Genomic DNA, 18,559 nt, shown 5'->3' with positions numbered 1-18,559 from the left:
CGATCAGGTAGGGGAGCCGCCCGGTGCCCCGGGCGGCTCCCCGGTGAGGTCGCGGGCGCTGGTGAAGCGGTGCTCCAGGCCGGTGACCGGGTCCCTGAACTCCAGCACCCGGGCCAACAGCTTCAGCGGCTCACGGAAGTCCCCGGGCCCGGTGGCGTCCCGGACCACCGGGTACAGCGGGTCGCCGATGATCGGCACGCCCAGCGCGTTCATGTGCACCCGGAGCTGATGGGTGCGGCCGGTCAGCGGGACCAACCGGTACCGGGCGACGGGGGTCCGGGTCGGCGGGAGCAGGTCGAGGAGTTCGACGCGGCTGATCGCGTTCGGTTCGCCGGGCACCTCCCGCGCGGTCAACACGCCGCGTTCCTTCTCGATCCGGCTGCGGACCGTGCGCGGCAGCTCCAGCCCCTCGTCGAAGGGCGCCAGTGCCTCGTACTCCTTGTGGACGCGCCGGTCGCGGAACAGGTTCTGGTAGGCGCCGCGCTCCTGGGGCCGGACGATGAACAGCACGAGGCCCGCCGTCAACCGGTCCAGACGGTGTGCGGCGCCGAGCCCGGGGACGCCGAGCTCCCGCCGCAGTCGGGCCAGGGCGGTTTCGGTGATGTGACTGCCGCGCGGCGTCGTGGCGAGGAAGTGCGGTTTGTCCACCACCACGATGTGCTCGTCGCGGTGGACGACCGGCAGCGGGAACGGAACGGGCGGTTCCGGCCGCAGCTCCCGGTGGAACCAGAGGGAGGTGCCGGGGGCGTAGGGCGCGTCCGGGGCCACCGGGCTGCCGTCGGCCGTGACGAAGTCTCCCGCGCGCAGCATCGCGTCGATGACCTCGGCGGGCGGGGCCAGCCGGTCGACCAGATGGTCCCGGATCGTGGTCCAGGGGCCGCCCGTGGTGGGCAGCCGGAGACGGGACGGGTCCACTCCCTGGCGCTGAGGGAGGGGAGCGGGGGGTGATCTGCGGGGCATGGTGCTGCCGAGCGTAGTCCGTGCGCGGTCCTGGCCGGACGGGTGACCTGAGGCCGTCGCCCGCGGTGGGCCGCCCGTCGTGGCCGTCTGCGACCGGGCGGAAAACCGGTGTCCTGCGCGCCGGGCCGCTGCGAGGATGCGGCCATGCCTTGGTTCATCGATGACGTGGTGGCGGCCGGCACCTTGGCGGGGTCGCCCCAGCCGACGATCCCGGCGGCCGGGGGCCTGACCCTGCGCCCCTGGCAGGACGACGACGCGCCCGCGGTGCTGCGCGCCTTCCAGGACCCGGCCCTGCAACGGTGGCACAGCCGCTCCGCCGAGTCGTTGGAGGAGACGCTCGGCTGGATCGGTGAGTGGCGCGGCGCCTGGCGGGGAGAGCGGATGGCGTCCTGGGCGGTGACCGGCCCGGACACCGGCGAGGTACTGGGCCGGGTGGCGCTGCGGGAGATCGTCCTGGCGGACGGCAGCGCGGAACTCGGGTACTGGATGCTGCCCGACAGCCGGGGGCGCGGGATCGCCCCGCGCTCCGTCACCGCACTGACCCGCTGGGCCTTCGACGAGATCGGCCTGCACCGACTGGAACTCCTCCACGCGCTCGGGAACGTCGCCTCCTGCCGGGTCGCGGCCAAGACCGGGTTCACCCTGGAGGGCACCAAGCGGTCGGCGCTGTTGCACGGCGACGGCTGGCACGACATGCACCTGCCCGCCCGGGTGGCGGACGACCCCGAGCCGGGCACCGACTGAGCAGCGGGCGCACCTGGTACCAGGTGGGACGGCGGGTGCAGGACGGGGGCGGGTGCGTGACCGCGGACGTGGAGAACCCCCAGGGGGCTCCGGTCCCTGGGGGTTCCGTTCGGGGGGGCGGGTCGCCCGGGAGGTCAGGCCGCGGTCTCCTGCTCGGCCTCCACCTGGGCGTTCCACTCCGGCTTGGACGCCTGCCAGCCGTCCTCGTTGTGACCGAGGCGCCAGTACCCGGAGATCGACAGGTCCTCACGGGGCATCTGGTGCTCCACCCGCAGGACGCGCCGGAGTTCCTTCACGAACCCCGCCTCGCCGTGCACGAACGCCTGGCAGCGACCCGCGGGGAACTCCAGGGCGCGCACGGCGTCGAGCAGGGCCTCGCCGACCGGGCGGTCGCCCCGGTGCAGCCAGACCACCTCGGCGTCCGTCGCGATCTGCTGCTCCTCCTCGGGGCCGGTGACCTCGATGAACGCATGGACCGTGGCGCCCGGGGGCAGCGCCTCCAGCGAGGCGGCGATGGCGGGCAGCGCGCTCTCGTCACCGGCCAGCAGGTGCCAGTCGGCCTCCGGGGAGGGTGCGTACGCGCCGCCCGGGCCGAGGATGCGGACCTCCTCGCCGGGCTGGACGCGCGCGGCCCAGGGGCCCGCGATGCCGGCGTCGCCGTGGATGACGAAGTCGAGGGACAGTTCCCTGGCCTTGGGGTCCCAGGCCCGTACGGAGTAGGTGCGCGGGACCGGCCACTGGTCCCGCGGGAAGTCCGCGCGCACCTGCTGCACGTCGAAGGGCTCCGGGTAGCTGACGCCGGGCGGGGTGAAGAGGATCTTCACGTAGTGGTCGGTCCACTCGTCCGCGGAGAACGCGGAGAGACCGTCGCCGCCGAGCACCACCCGCTGCATGTGGGGGGTGAGCCGCTCCGTGCGCACCACGCGCCCCACATGCGTCATCGGTGCTTTGCGTGCCGGTCGCTCGGCCATGCGGACTCCCTGATCGCGTTAACTTAGGCTTACCTAAGCTAACATCTCATGCGGTGAGTGTGGCAAGCAGGCGGTGGAGGGAGCCGCCGAGGCCCCAGCGCTCGGCGAGCCGGTCGAGCGCCGCCGGGTCGCGCGGGGAGTGCGGCAGGGCAGGGTCCACCTCCGGCAGGGGGACGTCCTCGGCGACCCGGACCACCTGCGGTGCGACGGCGAGGTACGGGCGCGACTCGTGCAGGCGCCTGCGCTGCGTCGGGGTCAGCTTCGCGGTCGGTCGGTCGACCGCGGCCATGATCCCGGCGAGGTCACCGAACTCCGCGAGCAGCTTGGCCGCCGTCTTCTCGCCGATGCCGGGCACCCCGGGCAGTCCGTCGGACGGGTCGCCGCGCAACAGGGCCAGATCGGCGTACCCGGAGCCCCCGACCCCGTACTTCTCGCGCAGCAGCGCCTCGTCGGTGAGCTGGAGGGTCCCGACGCCCTTGACCGGGTACAGCACCCGTACGCCCCGGGCGTCGTCCACCAGCTGGTAGAGGTCGCGGTCCCCGGTCACGATGTCGACGGGGCCGGTCGCGCGGGCGGTGAAGGTGCCGATCACGTCGTCGGCCTCGTAACCGGCGACGCCCACCCGGGCGATGCCGAGCGCGTCCAGGACCTCTTCGATCACGGGCACCTGCGGGGACAACGTGTCCGGCACCTCCTCCTCGTCGGGCTGTTCGGGGCCGGTCTCCACCGCCACCCGGTGCGCCTTGTAGGAGGGGATGAGGTCGACCCGCCACTGCGGACGCCAGTCCGCGTCCATGCAGGCGACGAGGTCGTCGGGGTGGTGGTCCCGGACGAGCCGGTCGATGAACTCCAGCAGGCCGCGCACCGCGTTGACCGGGGTGCCGTCCGGGGCCCGCACCGACTCCGGGACGCCGAAGTAGGCCCGGAAGTACAGGGAAGCGGTGTCGAGGAGCATGAGTCGTCGGGTTCGCTGCGTCACGTCCGCATCATGCCCCACGCCGCTGACAGGGGGCCGTTCCGCGGTCCCGCGCGGGCCCGGGTTCCTGCGTTCCGGTGGTCCGGGCGCTCGTCGGTGGGTGATGCGTGCCCGCCCCGGACGGTGGTCCCCGTCCGCCCCGGACTCGTCGTCCGTGCCCGCCCGGGACGAGAGGGGCGGATGCGGACGAACAGTGATCCGTGTCACTTACACGTTTGTGCACAGGGGCCCCGGGCAGGCGCGCGGCCGGAGTGAACCCGGCTCCGTGCGTCCTCGCCGACGTCCGGACCGGCCCGCGGGCCGACCCCGCCACGCTCCACGGCCCGCCCGGGGGAAGGCGGGCCGTCGTTGGTCCTACCCGAGAGGTTTATGTGTCCAAGCTAGAGGCCGCGCACCTGTACAAGGTGTTCGGAAGACGACCCGAATCCGCCGTCGAGAGGCTCCGTGGGGGCGCCGACCGCGAGGAGCTGCGCGCCGACGGGGTCACCGCCGCCGTCATCGACGCCTCCTTCACGGTCGACCCCGGCCAGATCTTCGTGGTGATGGGTCTCTCCGGCTCGGGCAAGTCGACCCTCCTGCGGATGCTCAACGGGCTCCTCCCGCCCACCGCCGGACAGGTGCTGTTCGACGGCCAGGACCTCACCGCACTCAGCCCCCGTGAGCTGCGCGAGGTCCGGGCCCGCAAGATCAGCATGGTGTTCCAGCACTTCGCGCTGTTCCCGCACCGCAGCGTCCTGGAGAACGCCGCCTACGGCCTGGAGGTCCAGGGCGTGCCGCGGGCCGCGCGCGAGGAACGCGCCGCCGAGGCGCTGTCGCTCACCGGCCTCGCGGGCTGGGAGAAGAGCTGGCCCGACGAGCTGTCCGGCGGCATGCAGCAGCGCGTCGGCCTGGCCCGGGCGCTGGCCACGGACGCCGATCTGCTCCTCATGGACGAGTCGTTCAGTGCGCTGGACCCGCTGATCCGCCGTGACATGCAGGACCAGCTCCTCGAACTCCAGACCCGGCTGAAGAAGACGATCGTGTTCATCACCCACGACCTCAACGAGGCCATGCGGCTCGGCGACCGGGTCGCGGTGATGCGGGACGGCCGCATCGTGCAGACCGGAACCGCCGAGGACATCCTGCTGACCCCGGCGAACGACTACGTGGCCGCCTTCACCCAGGACGTCGACCGCTCCCGGGTGCTGACCGCGGCCTCCGTCATGGACGGCGACCCGGTCGGCGACGAGGCCGACTGCTCCTGCGTCACGGCCCACGTGGACACCCCGTTCGCCGAGCTGTGCGCGCTGAGCGCCCGCGTTCCGCACCCCGTCGCGGTGCTCGACGCCCAACGACGGCTGGTCGGCGTGGTGCCGCGCCGACGGCTGCTCGGCGCGTTCGGTGACGCCGACGGGCCCCCGCCGCCCGCCGCGCCCTGCAACGCACCCCGGAAGCCGGCCGCGGCCCACGGCGCTGCGACCGCCACCCGCACCGGGGCGGTGAGCAGCGATGCCTAGGCTGCACCTCGGGGACTGGGTCGACAGCGGCGTCGACTGGTTGGTCACCCACATGGCCTGGCTCTTCGACTCGCTCAAGAGCGTGGTCGAGGGTCTGTACGACGGGGTCAACGCCGTGCTCGGCGCCCCCGAACCCCTGATCCTCGCGGGTCTGTTCGCCCTGTTCGCCTGGTGGCTGCGCGGCCTGCTGGCCGGTGTGCTCGCCTTCGGCGGCTTCGCGCTGATCGATTCGATGGAACTGTGGGACAAGTCGATGTCGACGCTGTCCCTGGTGCTCGTCGCCACGCTGATCGCCCTGGTCATCGGGGTGCCGCTCGGCATCTGGGCGGCCCGTTCGCAGACCGTGAGCGCCGTCGTCAGGCCGGTCCTGGACCTGCTCCAGACGATGCCCTCGATGGTGCTGCTGATCCCGGCGATCCTCTTCTTCGGCATGGGCGTGCCGGCCGGCGTCGTCGCCACGCTGATCTTCGCCCTCGCCCCCGGCGTCCGGATGACCGAACTCGGCATCCGGCAGGTGGACGCAGAGCTCGTGGAGGCGGCCGAGGCGTTCGGCACCACGCCCCGCGACACCCTGCTGAGGGTGCAGCTGCCGCTCGCGCTGCCCACGATCATGGCGGGCGTCAACCAGGTCATCATGCTGGGCCTGTCGATGGTCGTCATCGCCGGCATGGTCGGCACCGGTGGCCTCGGCGGGGCCGTCAACGAGGCCATCGGCCAGCTCAACATCGGCCTCGGCTTCGAGGCGGGCCTGGGTATCGTCGTCCTCGCGATCTACCTCGACCGGATGACCGGCGCGCTGGGCGAACGCGTGTCACCGCTCGGCCGGCGCGCCGCCGCCAAGGCCCGGGCCGGCGGCAACCTGACGATCTGGCAGCACCGTCCCCGGCCGGTCGTCGCCGTGGTCGGCGTCGTGGTCCTCGCCCTCGTCGCGGGCGGCATGGGCGTCTTCGGCCGCGGCGAGTCGAAGGGCGAGGTGGCCGCGGGCTCCGACGTGGGCCGGGGCGAGAAGATCGAGATCGGCTACATCCCCTGGGACGAGGCCATCGCCTCGACCTTCCTGTGGAAGGAACTGCTGGAGCGCCGCGGCTTCGAGGTGGAGGCCACGCAGTACGCCGCCGGCCCCCTGTACACGGGTCTGGCCCAGGGACAGATCGACTTCCAGACCGACAGCTGGCTGCCGGTCACCCACGCCGAGTACTGGAAGAAGTACGGCGACCGGCTCGACGACCTGGGGTCCTGGTACAGCCCGACCTCACTGGAGATCACCGTCCCCTCGTACGTGAAGGGCGTGGACTCGCTCGCCGACCTCAAGGGTAAGTCCGACCTGTTCGACGGGCGGATCATCGGGATCGAGCCGAGCGCCGGCATGATGGGACTCCTCAAGGAGGACGTCCTCGGGGCCTACGGCCTCGACGGGGAGTACGAGGTCGTGGACGGTTCCACCCCCGCGATGCTCGCCGAACTGAAGCGGGCGTACGCCAAGAAGGAACCCATCGCGGTCACCCTCTGGTCCCCCCACTGGGCGTACAGCGACTACGACCTCAAGAAGCTCGCCGACCCGAAGGAGTCCTGGGGCGAGGGCGACGGCGTGCACACCCTCAGCCGGGACGGCTTCACCGGGGACCACCCGGAGGTCGGGCGCTGGCTGAAGGACTTCACGATGACCGAGGAGCAGCTGACCAGCCTGGAGGCCGACATCCAGAAGGCGGGCAAGGGCAAGGAACAGGCAGCCGTCCGCGGCTGGCTGGACGAGCGTCCGGACCTGCTCGACACCTGGGCTCCGCTCCCCGCCGACAGCTGATCGCCACCCGGGGCGTCAACACGACGCCCCGCCTCCCCGGGGGAACGGCGTACGGGCGCGGACCCGAGCCGTCAGCGTGCGCCCGGGACGGGGCGGGCTTCGCCGTTCCGGCGGGGTCCGCCCCGTCCTCGTGCTCTACTGGCGACGGCTGTTTGCCGAACATGCGTAGGGTGCAGAAACCCCACGGGGGGTCCGCAGCGGACCCCGGTGCCACGACGAGCGGGGGAGGGAGCCGTGACGATGGACGAGAAGGAATCCTTTCGGGTGGGTGCGGCCGTCCGACGACGGCGCCGTTCCCTGGAGCTGACGCTCGCCGTGGTCGCCGCCCGCAGCGGGCTGTCCGTCCCCTTCCTCAGCCAGGTCGAGAACGAGCGCGCCCGGCCCAGCCGGGCCTCCCTGGAGAAGGTCGCCGACGCGCTCGGCACCACCGCCGTGGAACTGCTGGCCGCCGCCGACCCCGCCTGCACGGTGGACGTGGTCCGCGACGAACTCCCGACGGACGCCCCCCGCGCCGACGGGCCGTCCGGCAGCCGGGTCCGTTCCCTGGTCAGGGGCCATCAACAACTCCACGCCACCGAGTTCACCGGCGACCACGACACGGCCCGCGAGTTCCAGCACCGCAACGACGAAGTGCTGTACGTCGCCGACGGCGCGGTGGAGATCGAGGCGGAGGGCCGGGCCTACCGGCTCGGCCGCGGTGACACCCTCTACCTCACCGGGGGAGTGCGGCACCGCTGGCGCGCCACGGAACCCGACACCCGGGTGCTGGTGGTCGCCGTCGCGGAGCACATCGACGCCGTGCAGGACCGGAGGAGATGAGGTCGAGACGTCCGACGGGCGGCCGTGCGCTCACTAGGCTGATCCCGTGAATTCTGTCCGGATCGTCTCCCTGGTCCCCTCGCTGACCGAAGCCGTGGCGGTGACCCTGCCCGGCGCCCTCGTCGGCGTCACCGACTGGTGCACCCAACCCGACGGGCTGGACGCCGTGCGCCTCGGCGGCACCAAGAACCCCGACGTGCCGCGCATCATCGCCCTCGGCCCCGATCTGGTGGTCACCAACGAGGAGGAGAACCGCGCCCGGGACATCGCCGATCTGCGGGCCGCCGGCATCGAGGTCGTCGTCACCGAGATCCGCTCGGTCCAGCAGGCGTTCCGGGAACTCGACCGGGTCCTGCGGGCCTGCGGCGGCGACCGACGGCCCGGCTGGCTGGACCTCGCCGAGTCGGTGTGGTCGGGGATGCCGGAGCCCTGGGAGCGCGTCACCGCCGTGATCCCGGTCTGGCGGCGGCCCTGGATGGTCCTCGGTCGCGACACCTTCGCCGGGGACGTCCTCGCCCGCCTCGGCGTCGACAACGTGTACGCGGACCACCCGGACCGCTACCCCCACGTCCCGCTGGAGGAACTGCGCGACTCGGGGGCGGAGATCGTGGTCCTGCCGGACGAGCCGTACCCGTTCGGTACCGACGACGGACCCGAGTCCTTCACGATGCCCGCCGCCTGTGTGAGCGGACGCCACCTCACCTGGTACGGGCCCTCCATGGCGCAGGCGCCCGGCATGATCGGCGCGAGTCTGCGGGGCGTGCTGCGGGCCCTGTGAAGCCGCGGGCCGGGTGAAGCGGTGGCACCCGTGCGGGCCGGAGGCTCAACGGGGCGGGGCCAAGAGCCGTCCGCGCGCCAGTCCCAGGACCGTCCGCGCCGCGACCACCGTCCAGGCCGCCGCCAGCGCCGCGCCCAGCAACGCCGCCACCACCTCGTACGCGCCCCACCCGGTCCGGTCCGCCAGCGCCGCCGCGCCCGTCACACAGGTGCCGACGGGGAAGGTGAACGCCCACCACGTCATCGAGAACCGCATGCCCCGGCGCCGGGCCCGCACCACCAGGGCGGTCGCCAGGGCCAGCCACAGCAGCGCGAACCCCATCACCGGCACCCCGTACAGCACGGCGAGCACCCCGAACCCGTCCGCGAGCCCGGGCCCGGTCACCGCGGGCGCGGCGTCCGCGAGCCGACCGAGCGCGGTCGTGGACTGGCCGAGCGGCCCGAGCACCAGGAACAGCGTCGGGGTCAGCGCCGGCGCCGGCGGACCCTCGGCCACCAGCCCGGCGAACACCGAAGGCAGCAGGACCAGCGTGCCGAGCAGCCCCACCCCGAGCAGCGCGAACGAGCCGAACACCAAGCTCTCCCCGGCCCCCGCCGGGAGGTGCGGGACGAACAGCGGCCCGGTCGCCGCGGACACCACCGGCGCCACGACCACCAGCAGCCACACCGGCGTCACCCGCACCGCGCCCCGCCCCACGATCAACCGGTACGGGACGCCGACCGCGACCACCAGCCCCACCACCGTCCCCACCCCGAACAACAACAGCCCCAGCCCCACCGCGACGCCCTCGCCCAGCACGTCCCGTCCGACGCCCACCGCACCGCCACCGACCGCCAGCAGCGCCATCGACAGACAGCCGTAGAAGGGCGCCGTCGCCGGGTCGTCGAGGTCGACGAGGGCCCGGTCGCGGTGGTGGCGCCAGTGCAGGGACCGGGCCGCCGCCAGCAGCACCAGCACCAGCAGCGACAGCGACCAGATGGCGACCCACCACGGACGGAGCCCGGGCAGCCGCCCGGTGAGCTCGGCCCCGGCCGACGCCAGGATCGCCGTGCCCATCACCGTGGCGTACCAGTTCGGCCCGAGGTGCCGGACCGCCCGGCGCACCCGGAGGGTCAGCGCGGAACGCGGCGGGCGCGGCGCGGGCGCCCGCGGCGGCAGGGGGGCGTCGGTCGGAGTGCGGGTGGCGGTGGCCATGGGACCACCGTCGCCCCCCGACCGGGCGCCCACCAGGGGTCTTCTCCCTATGAGGGCATAAGCTGGATTGATGAGTGGACCGGACGGCGACACGGGGCGATCGGTACCGCTCGCACACCGCGTACCGGACCTCGGGGCGATGGAACTGCTGCTCGCGGTGGCGCGGCTCGGCAGCCTCGGCCGCGCGGCCAAGGAGCTCGGCATCACCCAACCCGCGGCGAGCAGCCGCGTCCGGGCCATGGAACGGCGGCTCGGGGTGACCCTGGTGGACCGCTCGCCCCGGGGCTCCCGGCTCACCGAGGCCGGGGCCCTGGTCACCGACTGGGCCCGTCGGGTGGTCGAGGCGGCGGAAGCGTTCGACGCGGGGACGCAGGCCCTGCGCGACCGGCGCGACTCACGGCTGCGGGTCGCCGCCAGCATGACCATCGCGGAGTATCTGCTGCCCGGCTGGCTCCTCGCCCTGCGCGCCGCGCGGCCCGACACGGCGGTGTCCCTGCACGCCGGGAACTCCACGACGGTCGCCGAGCGGCTGCTGTCCGGCGCGGCCGACCTCGGGTTCGTCGAGGGGGTACGGGTGCCGCCCGGGTTGGACGCCACGGTGATCGGCCACGACCGGCTCCTCGTCGTCACCGCGCCCACCCACCCCTGGGCCCGTCGCCGCCTCCCGGTGCCGGCCGCCGAACTGGCCCGGACCCCGCTGATCCTCCGCGAGGAGGGCTCCGGGACCCGACAGGTGCTGACGGCGGCCATCGGCGAACCGGCCCGCCCGCTGATCGAGCTGTCCTCCACCACCGCGGTCAAGGCCGCCGCGGTCAGCGGCGCGGGGCCCGCGGTCCTCAGCGAACTCGCCGTCGGCGAGGAGTTGGCCGCCCGCCGGCTGGTCGCGATCCCGCTGCGGGACGTCACCCTCACCCGCGCCCTGCGGGCCGCCTGGCCCCAGGGCCCCCGCCCCACCGGCCCCGCCCGCGACCTGCTCGCCCTGACCCGCTCCCCGTAGACTCCGCCGCATGACCGTCCAGACGGCGCAGACGGCGCGGCTCATCGTCCTGACCGGGGGGCCGGGATCCGGCAAGAGCACCCTGATCGACCACTTGCGGGAGCAGGGTTACGCCGGCTCACCGGAGGCGGGACGCGGGATCATCCGGGAACAGGTCGCCATCGACGGACCCGGGCTGCCCTGGAAGGACCCCGTCCTGTTCGCCGAGTTGATGCTCGGTTGGGAGATGCGCTCCCACCGCATCGCCTCGGCGGGAGCGGCACCCGTCCTCTTCGACCGGGGCGTCCCCGACGTGGTGGGCTACCTGAGGACCCAGCAACTGCCCGTACCGGGCCACCTGCACACCGCCGCCCAGCGGTTCCGGTACCACCGCCGGGTGTTCATCGCACCCCCGTGGCCCGAGATCTACCGACGGGACGCGGAGCGCAAGCAGTCCTACGACGAGGCCGTGCGCACCTACGAGTCGATGGTCGAGACCTACACCGCCTACGGCTACGAGCTGGTGCGCCTGCCGTTCGCGCCCGTCGCGGAGCGGGCGCGGTTCCTCGTGGACGCCCTGCGCTGACCGCCGCGGGACCGTCCCGATCAGCTTCCGGCGCTCGCGGCGACCAGAGCCCGCACCACCCGCAGGTCCTCACCCATCTCGGGGTGCCACTGCACCCCGAGCACCCACCGTGCCCCGGGCAGTTCCACCGCCTCCACCGTGCCGTCCGGTGCGTGCGCCGAGGCCACCAACCCCGCACCCAGCCGCGCCACGGCCTGGTGGTGGTACGTCGGCACCTGCGACGCACCCGGAGCCAACGCCCCGTACCGGGTGCCCGGCACCGCGGTCACCGGATGCGTTCCGAAGACCCCCACCGCCTCGGCGTGCCCCTCCAGGTGCTGGACGAGGGTGCCGCCGAGGGCGACGTTCAGCAACTGCATCCCCCGACAGATCCCCAGCAGCGGGGTCCCCGCGGCGAGCGCCGCCCCGATGAGCGCCAACTCCCAGGCGTCCCGGGCCCGGGCGGGCGGCCCGGTCCCGGGCTCCCGCTCGGCCCCGTACCGTCCCGGCTCCACATCCGGGCCGCCCGCGATGACCAGCCCGTCCAACCGGGCGACCGCCGCCACCGCGTGCGCCGGGTCGTCGGGCGGCAACAGTGCGGCGAGACCCCCGGCGGCCTGCACCAGTCGCGGATAGCCGGCCGGCACCAGGGCGGCCGGCAACTCCCACACGCCCCAGCGCGCGACCTCCCGGTAGGTGCTCACTCCGATCAGCGGCCTGTCCACCACGCACACTCCTCACCCTCTGTGCCCTCTGTGCCCTCGTGTCTCTGAGGCCCCTCCGTCCCCTCCGGTCACGGGGTCACTGCCCCTCCCGGTCACGGACGACACCCGGCGCCGTGGCATCCGGATGCATTCGCCCGCGCTCCCTTCCCCGCCCGTGTCCGCCGGGACTACCTTGCATGCGCCGGCTGACCCAAGGAGGCCCTTCCCGTGGCAGACCGCACACCCCCGCTCACCGTCGAGCGGCTGCGCACCCTCGTCGCCCACGGTGAGATCGACACGGTCGTCCTGGCCTTCCCCGACATGCAAGGACGGCTCCAGGGCAAACGCTTCGCCGCCGGCTTCTTCCTCGACGAGGTGGTGCAGCACGGCACGGAGGGCTGCGCCTACCTGCTCGCCGTCGACACCGAGATGAACACCGTCGACGGGTACGCCATGTCCTCCTGGGACCGCGGCTACGGCGACTTCGTGATGCGCCCCGACCCGACCACCCTGCGCCGCGTCCCCTGGAACGAGGGCACCGCCCTGCTCCTCGCCGACCTCGCCTGGCAGGACGGTTCACCGGTGGTCGCCGCGCCCCGCCAGGTGCTGCGCCGCCAACTCGACCGGCTCGCCGGCCACGGCTGGCGGGCCCGGGTGGGCACGGAGTTGGAGTTCATCGTCTTCACGGACACCTACGAACAGGCGTGGGACGCCGCCTACCGCGGACTGACCCCGGCCAACCGGTACAACGTCGACTACTCCGTGCTCGGCACCGGCCGCATCGAACCGCTGCTGCGCCGCATCCGCAACGAGATGGCGGGCGCGGGCCTCACCGTCGAGTCGGCCAAGGGCGAGTGCAACCCCGGACAGCACGAGATCGCGTTCCGCTACGACGAGGCCCTCGTCACCTGCGACCAACACGCCCTCTACAAGACCGGGGCCAAGGAGATCGCCGCGCAGGAAGGCGTCTCCCTCACCTTCATGGCCAAGTTCAACGAGCGCGAGGGCAACTCCTGCCACATCCACCTCTCCCTCACCGATGCCGAGGGCCGCCCCGCGACGGCGTCGGACGACCCGACCCACCCGCACGGCATGGCGCCCGTGATGCGGCACTTCCTCGCCGGGCAACTCGCCGCCCTCCGGGAGTTCTCGCTGCTGTACGCGCCGAACGTCAACTCGTACAAGCGCTTCCGACCCGGCTCGTTCGCGCCGACCGCCGTCGCCTGGGGGCACGACAACCGGACCTGTGCACTCCGGGTCGTCGGCCACGGGCCCTCGCTCCGCTTCGAGAACCGGCTCCCCGGTGGCGACGTCAACCCGCACCTGGCCGTCGCGGGCCTGGTCGCCGCCGGACTGCACGGCATCGAGCAGGGACTCGACCTCCCCGAGCCCTGCCCGGGCAACGCCTACACCGCCGACTTCCCCCGGGTCCCCACCACCCTGCGGGAGGCGGCCGACCTCTGGGAGGGCAGCACGATCGCCCGTGCGGCCTTCGGTGACGAGGTGGTCGACCACTACCACCACGCGGCCCGCGTCGAACTCGACGCCTTCGACACCGCGGTGACCGACTGGGAACTGCGCCGCTCCTTCGAACGCCTGTGAGGAACGCCTTGCCGAACGCGTCCCACCCGCACCCCCCGCCGCCCGCGCCCGACGAGCCCTACGAGCTGACGGTCCTGAACCCGAGCACCGAAGAGGTGGTCGCCACCGTCCCCGGCGCCACCGCCGTCGACGTGGACCGGGCCGTCACCCGTGCGGCGGGCGCCCAACACACCTGGGCGGGCCTGGCACCCGGCGACCGGGCCCGCGCCCTGCGCCGGTTCGCCGCCGCGGTCGACGCCCACCTCGAAGAACTCGCCGACCTGGAGGTCCGCGAGGCCGGCCACACGATCGGCAACGCCCGCTGGGAGGCGGGCAACGTACGCGACCTCCTCGACTACGCGGCCGGCGGGGTGGAGCGGCTGTGCGGGCGACAGATCCCGGTCGCCGGCGGACTCGACGTCACGATCCTCGAACCGCTCGGGGTCGTCGGGGTGATCGCCCCCTGGAACTTCCCCCTGCCGATCGCCGCCTGGGGGACCGCGCCGGCCCTCGCGGCGGGCAACGCGGTCCTGCTGAAGCCCGCCGAGACCACTCCGCTCACCGCACTGCGGCTGGCCGAACTCGGTCGCGAGTCCGGCCTCCCGGAGCACCTGTTCCAGGTGCTGCCCGGCGCGGGGAGGATCGCGGGCGACGCCCTGGTGACCCATCCGGGCGTCGCGAAGATCGTGTTCACCGGCTCCACCGCCGTGGGCAAGACGATCATGGCGAAGTGCGCCGACCGGGTGAAGCGGGTGACCCTCGAACTCGGCGGCAAGAGCCCCAACCTGGTCTTCGCCGACGCCGACATCGAGGCCGCCGCTGCCGCCGCGCCCCTGTCCTTCCTCGACAACAGCGGCCAGGACTGCTGCGCCCGGACCCGCATCCTGGTGCAGGACACGGTGTACGAGCGCTTCCTCTCACTCCTCGCCCCCGCGGTGGAGGCCGTGCGCGTCGGCGACCCGGCCGACGAACGCACCCAGATGGGCCCGTTGATCTCCCGGGCCCAGCTCGATCGGGTCCGCGGCTACGTCTCCGACGACCTGCCCGGCATCCGGGGCCGGTGCCCCGACGGGCCCGGCTTCTGGTTCCCGCCGACCGTCCTCACCGGCCTCGCTCCCGACGCCCCCGCCGCCACCGAGGAGGTCTTCGGACCCGTGGCCGTGGTGCTGCCCTTCCGTGACGAGGCGGAGGCCGTCCGGCTCGCCAACGCCACCGAGTACGGTCTCGCCGGCTCGGTGTGGACCCGCGACCTGGGCCGGGCCCTGCGGGTCTGCGGCGCGGTCGCCGCGGGCAACCTGTCCGTGAACTCCCACTCCAGCGTCCGCTACTGGACCCCGTTCGGCGGGTTCAAGCAGTCCGGGCTCGGGCGGGAACTGGGCCCCGACGCGCTGGCGGCCTTCACCGAGACCAAGAACGTCTTCCTGAACACGGAGGTCTGACCCATGACCGGAACCCCAGCGGCCGACCCCCGGCCGCCCGCCCCCGAGCCCGTCTGTCGCCGCCTGGTCGGCCGCACCGCCGTGATCACCGGAGCGGCCAGCGGGATCGGCCTCGCCACCGCGCGCCGACTGGCGGCCGAGGGCGCCCACGTCGTCTGCGGCGACATCGACGAACGGGCCGGCACCGCGGTGGCCGACGAGGTCGGCGGCACCTTCGTCGCCGCCGACGTCACCGACGCCGCACAGGTCGAGGCCCTGTTCCGGGTGGCCCACGACACCTACGGCTCGGTGGACGTCGCCTTCAACAACGCCGGGATCTCACCGCCGGACGACGACTCCATCCTCGACACCCCCCTGGCGGCGTGGCAGCGGGTCCAGGAGGTCAACCTGACCTCCGTCTACCTCTGTTGCAAGGCGGCCATCCCCTACATGCGCCGCCAGGGCAGGGGATCGATCATCAACACCGCCTCGTTCGTGGCCCGGATGGGCGCGGCGACCTCGCAGATCTCGTACACCGCCTCCAAGGGCGGTGTCCTCGCCATGTCCCGCGAACTGGGCGTGCAGTTCGCCCGCGAGGGCATCCGGGTGAACGCGCTGTGCCCCGGGCCGGTCAACACCCCGCTGCTCCGGGAGCTGTTCGCCAAGGACCCCGAGCGGGCGGCCCGCCGACTGGTGCACATCCCCGTCGGGCGGTTCGCCGAGGCCGAGGAGATCGCCGCCGCCGTCGCCTTCCTGGCGAGCGACGACGCGTCGTTCGTCAACGCCACCGACTTCCTGGTGGACGGCGGGATCTCCGGCGCCTACGTCACCCCGCTGTGAGCGCCCCGCGGGGCGCTCACAGGGAGCCGAGCTCGGCCGTGATCCAACGCTCCGGGCGCATGTGGACGATCAGTTGCTCGCCGTGCTCGCGTTCGGCGAAGTCGAGGTAACCGGAGACCTTCTCGGCGGGCAGGTAGCGGGCCGCCAGCTCCCGGATGTGTTCCCGGTCCGCGGGTGCCGTACTGATGACGGGCCCTTCGACGGAGACGTACCGTGTGGTCGGTTCCACCCGGTCCACCAACAGGGTGAACCGGCCGGCCGCCGCGATCAGTTCGGCCTTGCGCGAGGTGGTCGCGGTGAGGATCCAGAGGTCGCCGCCCGGCGCGTACTGGTACCAGATGGGGACGGAGACCGGGGCGCGACGCGGGTCGCCCGAGTCGATCGAGATCGCCGCGACATGGGGCTCGGCGAGGAACTCTTCGCGTTCGTGACGGGTCAGCGGCATGGGGGATCTCCTGGGTGACGTGGGCCGCTCCTGGTCGGGGAGCGGGCGCGTTCGGGGAGCACGGACACGGTTGCCGTACGGCGGTACCGGTCGGTCATACGGTAGCCCACTCCGTACCGCCGTACCGGTCGGCTGTACAGTCGGTCGGTCCAGCGAGCAACGAGCAGCAGAGGGGCCGGTAGTGGACAACGAGCGGGGGCACCGCCGTCGGGCCGGTGGTGAACGGCGCGTCGAGGTGCTGCGGGTGGCCGCCTCCGTCCTGGCCGAACGGGGCTACGACCGGACCCGGTTCAGCGACGTGGCGAGTGCCGCGGGCGTGGCCGTGAGCACGCTCCAGTTCTACTTCGGCTCACGCGACGACATGCTCGTCGCGGCCCTCCACCACTCCACCGAGGAGGAGGTCCGGGTCATGGAACGCTGCGCCGCCCAGGAGGACGGGCCGTGGGAGCGCCTGCTGCGACTCCTGGAGCGCGGACTGGCCAGCCAGCCGGAACAGACCTGGCGGATGCTGCTCGAATTCTGGTACGCCGCGGTCCGTGACCCCGAACTGCGGGCCCACAGCGCCGATCTCCAGCGCCGCTACCGGCGGCCGTTCGTCGAAGCGGTCCACGAGGGCGTGCGGACCGGCCGGTTCACCACCGACCAGGACCCCGAGGACCTGGTGACGGTCGTCCTCGCCCTCCTCGACGGCCTGGTGGTGCCCCGTCTGTGCGCCCACGACTACGTCCGGGAGGCACAGGTCCGGGTCATCGCCGTCGACGCCGTGGCCGGACTGCTCGGCGTGGACCGCTCCACGACGTGACCGCCCGCCGCGCCGGGGCTCACAGGAACGTCCGGCCCTCGCCCCGATAGGTGGGCACCGCGGCGGTCACCCGATCGCCCCGCACCAGGTGCAGCGCAGCGAAGCGCTCACACAGCTCACCCGCCTTCGCATGGCGGAACCACACCTTGTCCCCGAGCAGCAGATCGTCCGCCGGCGAGCCGAACAACGGGGTCTGGACCTCACCGGCGCCCTCCGCCCGGCCGTACCGCAGCCCTTCGGGCAGGTAGGGGACGGGCAGCCGGTCCGCCCCCGCCGGGCCCGACGCGGGGTAGCCGCCGCCCAGTACGGTCACCACGCCGACGCCCGGGCGCCGGACCACCGGCTGGGCGAACAGGGCCGCCGGGCGCCCCGTGAACGACGCGTAGTGGTCGAACAGTCGGGGCACGAACAGCCCCGACCCCGCGGCGACCTCCGTCACCGCGTCCTCCGCCGCCGTGTGCTGCACGCTGCCGGTCCCGCCACCGTTGACGAACTCCAGATCCGGCGCGACCGCCCGCACCGCCCGCACCGCCTCCGCGCGCCGCACCACCAACTCCCGCCGGGCCACCGACTGCATCAGCCGGACCCCGCGCGACAGCAGCGGACGGCCCGCCACCGCGTCACCCACCCCGGCGATGTGCCCCTCGTACGCCATCACCCCCACCAGCCGGAACCCGGGCGTCCCGGCCACCGCGCGGGCCACCTCCACCAGGGCGGCGGGGGAGCGCAGCGGCGACCGGCGCGCCCCCACCCGGACCAGGCCGCCGGCCCGCCACAGCGAGGTGTCCCACTCCAGACACACCCGCACCTCCTCCCGGCCCCCGCGCGCCGCGTCGATCAGCCCCAACTGCGCGGGGTCGTCCACCATCACGGTGACGGCCCGGGCCAGCTCCGGATCGGACGTGAGCTCGGCGAAGGCGGCGCGGTCGGTGGACGGGTAGGCCAGCAGCACGTCATCGAAGCCGGAGCGCGCCAGCCAGAGCGACTCGGCGAGGGTGAAGGACAGGACGCCGGCGAAGCCCTCCCGCTCCAGGACCCGCTCCAACAGCGCCCGGCAGCGCACCGACTTGGTGGCCACCCTCACCGGTGTGCCGCCCGCGCGGCGCACCAGATCGGCGGCGTTGGCGTCGAAGGCGTCCAGGTCCACGATCGCCAGCGGGGCGTCCAACCCGGCGGTGGCCCGGTCGTAACGGGCCCGGTCGGCGGCGCGCGCAGTCATGCCCGCAGCCTGCCAGATGCGGTTACCGGAGGGTAGGGGGACGTACCGGGCAGATGCCGCCGGTGGCCGTTCCGGCTCCCCGATGAAGGTCATCAGCCCGTAGAGTGACGCGAACGCAAACGAACGACCGGGCCCGGGAACCACCCGCCGGACCGGTCGACCGCACCGTCCGCCGCACGACCCGGCCGGACCGGTCGCGGTGGCCGGCCCCGTCACCGGCGGGTTCCGCCGCGGTCCCGTCGCCCGGGCGGCCCCGGCCCGCGGCCGGCG

General features: G+C 73.5%; 18 protein-coding genes. 11 read left to right on the top strand and 7 right to left on the bottom strand.

Features of this window, described 5'->3' with window-relative positions; genetic code table 11:
- Positions 1-3 precede the first annotated feature (3 nt).
- Complete coding sequence (locus ACFYOU_RS26300; protein WP_391308970.1) at positions 4-960, bottom strand: pseudouridine synthase; 957 nt, start codon at positions 958-960, stop codon at positions 4-6.
- A 144-nt stretch (positions 961-1,104) separates the two neighbouring features.
- On the opposite strand from ACFYOU_RS26300, the gene ACFYOU_RS26295 reads away from it, so the two are divergent.
- Complete coding sequence (locus ACFYOU_RS26295) at positions 1,105-1,704, top strand: GNAT family N-acetyltransferase (protein WP_391308968.1); 600 nt, start codon at positions 1,105-1,107, stop codon at positions 1,702-1,704.
- A 134-nt stretch (positions 1,705-1,838) separates the two neighbouring features.
- On the opposite strand, the gene ACFYOU_RS26290 is transcribed toward ACFYOU_RS26295, so the two are convergent.
- Complete coding sequence (locus tag ACFYOU_RS26290) at positions 1,839-2,675, bottom strand: SIP domain-containing protein (protein WP_391308966.1); 837 nt, start codon at positions 2,673-2,675, stop codon at positions 1,839-1,841.
- A gap of 46 nt (positions 2,676-2,721) precedes the next feature.
- On the bottom strand, positions 2,722-3,630 hold the full coding sequence (locus tag ACFYOU_RS26285) for a 5'-3' exonuclease H3TH domain-containing protein (RefSeq protein WP_391309148.1): 909 nt from the start codon (positions 3,628-3,630) through the stop codon (positions 2,722-2,724).
- A gap of 392 nt (positions 3,631-4,022) precedes the next feature.
- Between ACFYOU_RS26285 and ACFYOU_RS26280 the strand changes: the two genes are divergently transcribed.
- The 4 genes from ACFYOU_RS26280 to ACFYOU_RS26265 all read left to right on the top strand — a co-directional run bounded on the left by ACFYOU_RS26280 (position 4,023) and on the right by ACFYOU_RS26265 (position 8,545).
- The gene (locus ACFYOU_RS26280; RefSeq protein WP_391308964.1) at positions 4,023-5,147 is read left to right on the top strand and encodes a betaine/proline/choline family ABC transporter ATP-binding protein; all 1,125 of its coding nucleotides are present in this window, start codon (positions 4,023-4,025) and stop codon (positions 5,145-5,147) included.
- Positions 5,140-6,948 carry a glycine betaine ABC transporter substrate-binding protein gene (locus ACFYOU_RS26275; protein WP_391308962.1) on the top strand — a complete coding sequence of 603 codons (1,809 nt, stop codon included), beginning with the start codon at positions 5,140-5,142 and terminating at the stop codon, positions 6,946-6,948. Before ACFYOU_RS26280 ends, ACFYOU_RS26275 begins: the two co-directional genes overlap by 8 nt.
- 240 nt (positions 6,949-7,188) lie before the next feature.
- Positions 7,189-7,767 carry a helix-turn-helix domain-containing protein gene (locus ACFYOU_RS26270; RefSeq protein ID WP_389765443.1) on the top strand — a complete coding sequence of 193 codons (579 nt, stop codon included), beginning with the start codon at positions 7,189-7,191 and terminating at the stop codon, positions 7,765-7,767.
- Positions 7,768-7,813: 46 nt separating this feature from the next.
- Positions 7,814-8,545, top strand: a complete 732-nt coding sequence (locus ACFYOU_RS26265; RefSeq protein ID WP_391308959.1) for a helical backbone metal receptor — start codon at positions 7,814-7,816, stop codon at positions 8,543-8,545.
- Between the two features lie 45 nt (positions 8,546-8,590).
- Here ACFYOU_RS26265 and ACFYOU_RS26260 read toward each other — a convergent pair whose 3' ends face one another.
- The gene (locus ACFYOU_RS26260; protein WP_391308957.1) at positions 8,591-9,739 is read right to left on the bottom strand and encodes a C4-dicarboxylate ABC transporter; all 1,149 of its coding nucleotides are present in this window, start codon (positions 9,737-9,739) and stop codon (positions 8,591-8,593) included.
- 70 nt (positions 9,740-9,809) lie between these two features.
- Between ACFYOU_RS26260 and ACFYOU_RS26255 the strand changes: the two genes are divergently transcribed.
- Both ACFYOU_RS26255 and ACFYOU_RS26250 read left to right on the top strand, forming a co-directional pair.
- Positions 9,810-10,736, top strand: coding sequence for a LysR family transcriptional regulator (locus ACFYOU_RS26255; RefSeq protein WP_389765449.1), 927 nt, complete (start codon positions 9,810-9,812; stop codon positions 10,734-10,736).
- Between the two features lie 10 nt (positions 10,737-10,746).
- Complete coding sequence (locus ACFYOU_RS26250; RefSeq protein ID WP_391308955.1) at positions 10,747-11,301, top strand: AAA family ATPase; 555 nt, start codon at positions 10,747-10,749, stop codon at positions 11,299-11,301.
- 20 nt (positions 11,302-11,321) lie between these two features.
- On the opposite strand, the gene ACFYOU_RS26245 is transcribed toward ACFYOU_RS26250, so the two are convergent.
- On the bottom strand, positions 11,322-12,008 hold the full coding sequence (locus ACFYOU_RS26245) for a gamma-glutamyl-gamma-aminobutyrate hydrolase family protein (protein ID WP_391308953.1): 687 nt from the start codon (positions 12,006-12,008) through the stop codon (positions 11,322-11,324).
- 204 nt (positions 12,009-12,212) lie between these two features.
- Here ACFYOU_RS26245 and ACFYOU_RS26240 point away from each other — a divergent pair, with 204 nt between their 5' ends.
- The 3 genes from ACFYOU_RS26240 to ACFYOU_RS26230 are packed head-to-tail and all read left to right on the top strand — an operon-like array spanning position 12,213 to position 15,823.
- Positions 12,213-13,586, top strand: a complete 1,374-nt coding sequence (locus tag ACFYOU_RS26240) for a glutamine synthetase family protein (RefSeq protein WP_391308951.1) — start codon at positions 12,213-12,215, stop codon at positions 13,584-13,586.
- 8 nt (positions 13,587-13,594) lie between these two features.
- Complete coding sequence (locus ACFYOU_RS26235) at positions 13,595-15,004, top strand: aldehyde dehydrogenase family protein (RefSeq protein WP_391308949.1); 1,410 nt, start codon at positions 13,595-13,597, stop codon at positions 15,002-15,004.
- A gap of 3 nt (positions 15,005-15,007) precedes the next feature.
- Positions 15,008-15,823 (top strand): 3-oxoacyl-ACP reductase, encoded by an 816-nt coding sequence (locus tag ACFYOU_RS26230; protein WP_391308947.1) that lies wholly within the window; start codon positions 15,008-15,010, stop codon positions 15,821-15,823.
- A gap of 16 nt (positions 15,824-15,839) precedes the next feature.
- Here ACFYOU_RS26230 and ACFYOU_RS26225 read toward each other — a convergent pair whose 3' ends face one another.
- Positions 15,840-16,268, bottom strand: coding sequence for a pyridoxamine 5'-phosphate oxidase family protein (locus ACFYOU_RS26225; protein ID WP_391308946.1), 429 nt, complete (start codon positions 16,266-16,268; stop codon positions 15,840-15,842).
- A 181-nt stretch (positions 16,269-16,449) separates the two neighbouring features.
- Between ACFYOU_RS26225 and ACFYOU_RS26220 the strand changes: the two genes are divergently transcribed.
- Positions 16,450-17,070 carry a TetR/AcrR family transcriptional regulator gene (locus ACFYOU_RS26220; protein WP_389765462.1) on the top strand — a complete coding sequence of 207 codons (621 nt, stop codon included), beginning with the start codon at positions 16,450-16,452 and terminating at the stop codon, positions 17,068-17,070.
- A 19-nt stretch (positions 17,071-17,089) separates the two neighbouring features.
- Here ACFYOU_RS26220 and ACFYOU_RS26215 read toward each other — a convergent pair whose 3' ends face one another.
- A complete protein-coding gene (locus tag ACFYOU_RS26215) occupies positions 17,090-18,289 on the bottom strand; it encodes an alanine racemase (protein ID WP_391308944.1) in 1,200 nt (399 codons plus the stop codon).
- Between the last annotated feature and the right edge of the window lie 270 nt (positions 18,290-18,559).

The organism is Streptomyces sp. NPDC005955, from assembly GCF_042871255.1.
Classification (GTDB): Bacteria; Actinomycetota; Actinomycetes; order Streptomycetales; family Streptomycetaceae; genus Streptomyces.
Note: the sequence above shows the minus strand (reverse complement) of the source record. Positions and strands in the feature narration are given on the sequence as shown.

What these genes read in the sequence shown, in the direction of transcription:
- ACFYOU_RS26300 (WP_391308970.1), bottom strand. Translation starts at nt 960, where the DNA reads ATGCCCCGCAGATCACCCCCCGCTCCCCTCCCTCAGCGCCAGGGAGTG.
- ACFYOU_RS26295 (WP_391308968.1), top strand. Translation starts at nt 1,105, where the DNA reads ATGCCTTGGTTCATCGATGACGTGGTGGCGGCCGGCACCTTGGCGGGG.
- ACFYOU_RS26290 (WP_391308966.1), bottom strand. Translation starts at nt 2,675, where the DNA reads ATGGCCGAGCGACCGGCACGCAAAGCACCGATGACGCATGTGGGGCGC.
- ACFYOU_RS26285 (WP_391309148.1), bottom strand. Translation starts at nt 3,630, where the DNA reads ATGCTCCTCGACACCGCTTCCCTGTACTTCCGGGCCTACTTCGGCGTC.
- ACFYOU_RS26275 (WP_391308962.1), top strand. Translation starts at nt 5,140, where the DNA reads ATGCCTAGGCTGCACCTCGGGGACTGGGTCGACAGCGGCGTCGACTGG.
- ACFYOU_RS26270 (WP_389765443.1), top strand. Translation starts at nt 7,189, where the DNA reads ATGGACGAGAAGGAATCCTTTCGGGTGGGTGCGGCCGTCCGACGACGG.
- ACFYOU_RS26260 (WP_391308957.1), bottom strand. Translation starts at nt 9,739, where the DNA reads ATGGCCACCGCCACCCGCACTCCGACCGACGCCCCCCTGCCGCCGCGG.
- ACFYOU_RS26255 (WP_389765449.1), top strand. Translation starts at nt 9,810, where the DNA reads ATGAGTGGACCGGACGGCGACACGGGGCGATCGGTACCGCTCGCACAC.
- ACFYOU_RS26250 (WP_391308955.1), top strand. Translation starts at nt 10,747, where the DNA reads ATGACCGTCCAGACGGCGCAGACGGCGCGGCTCATCGTCCTGACCGGG.
- ACFYOU_RS26230 (WP_391308947.1), top strand. Translation starts at nt 15,008, where the DNA reads ATGACCGGAACCCCAGCGGCCGACCCCCGGCCGCCCGCCCCCGAGCCC.
- ACFYOU_RS26225 (WP_391308946.1), bottom strand. Translation starts at nt 16,268, where the DNA reads ATGCCGCTGACCCGTCACGAACGCGAAGAGTTCCTCGCCGAGCCCCAT.
- ACFYOU_RS26215 (WP_391308944.1), bottom strand. Translation starts at nt 18,289, where the DNA reads ATGACTGCGCGCGCCGCCGACCGGGCCCGTTACGACCGGGCCACCGCC.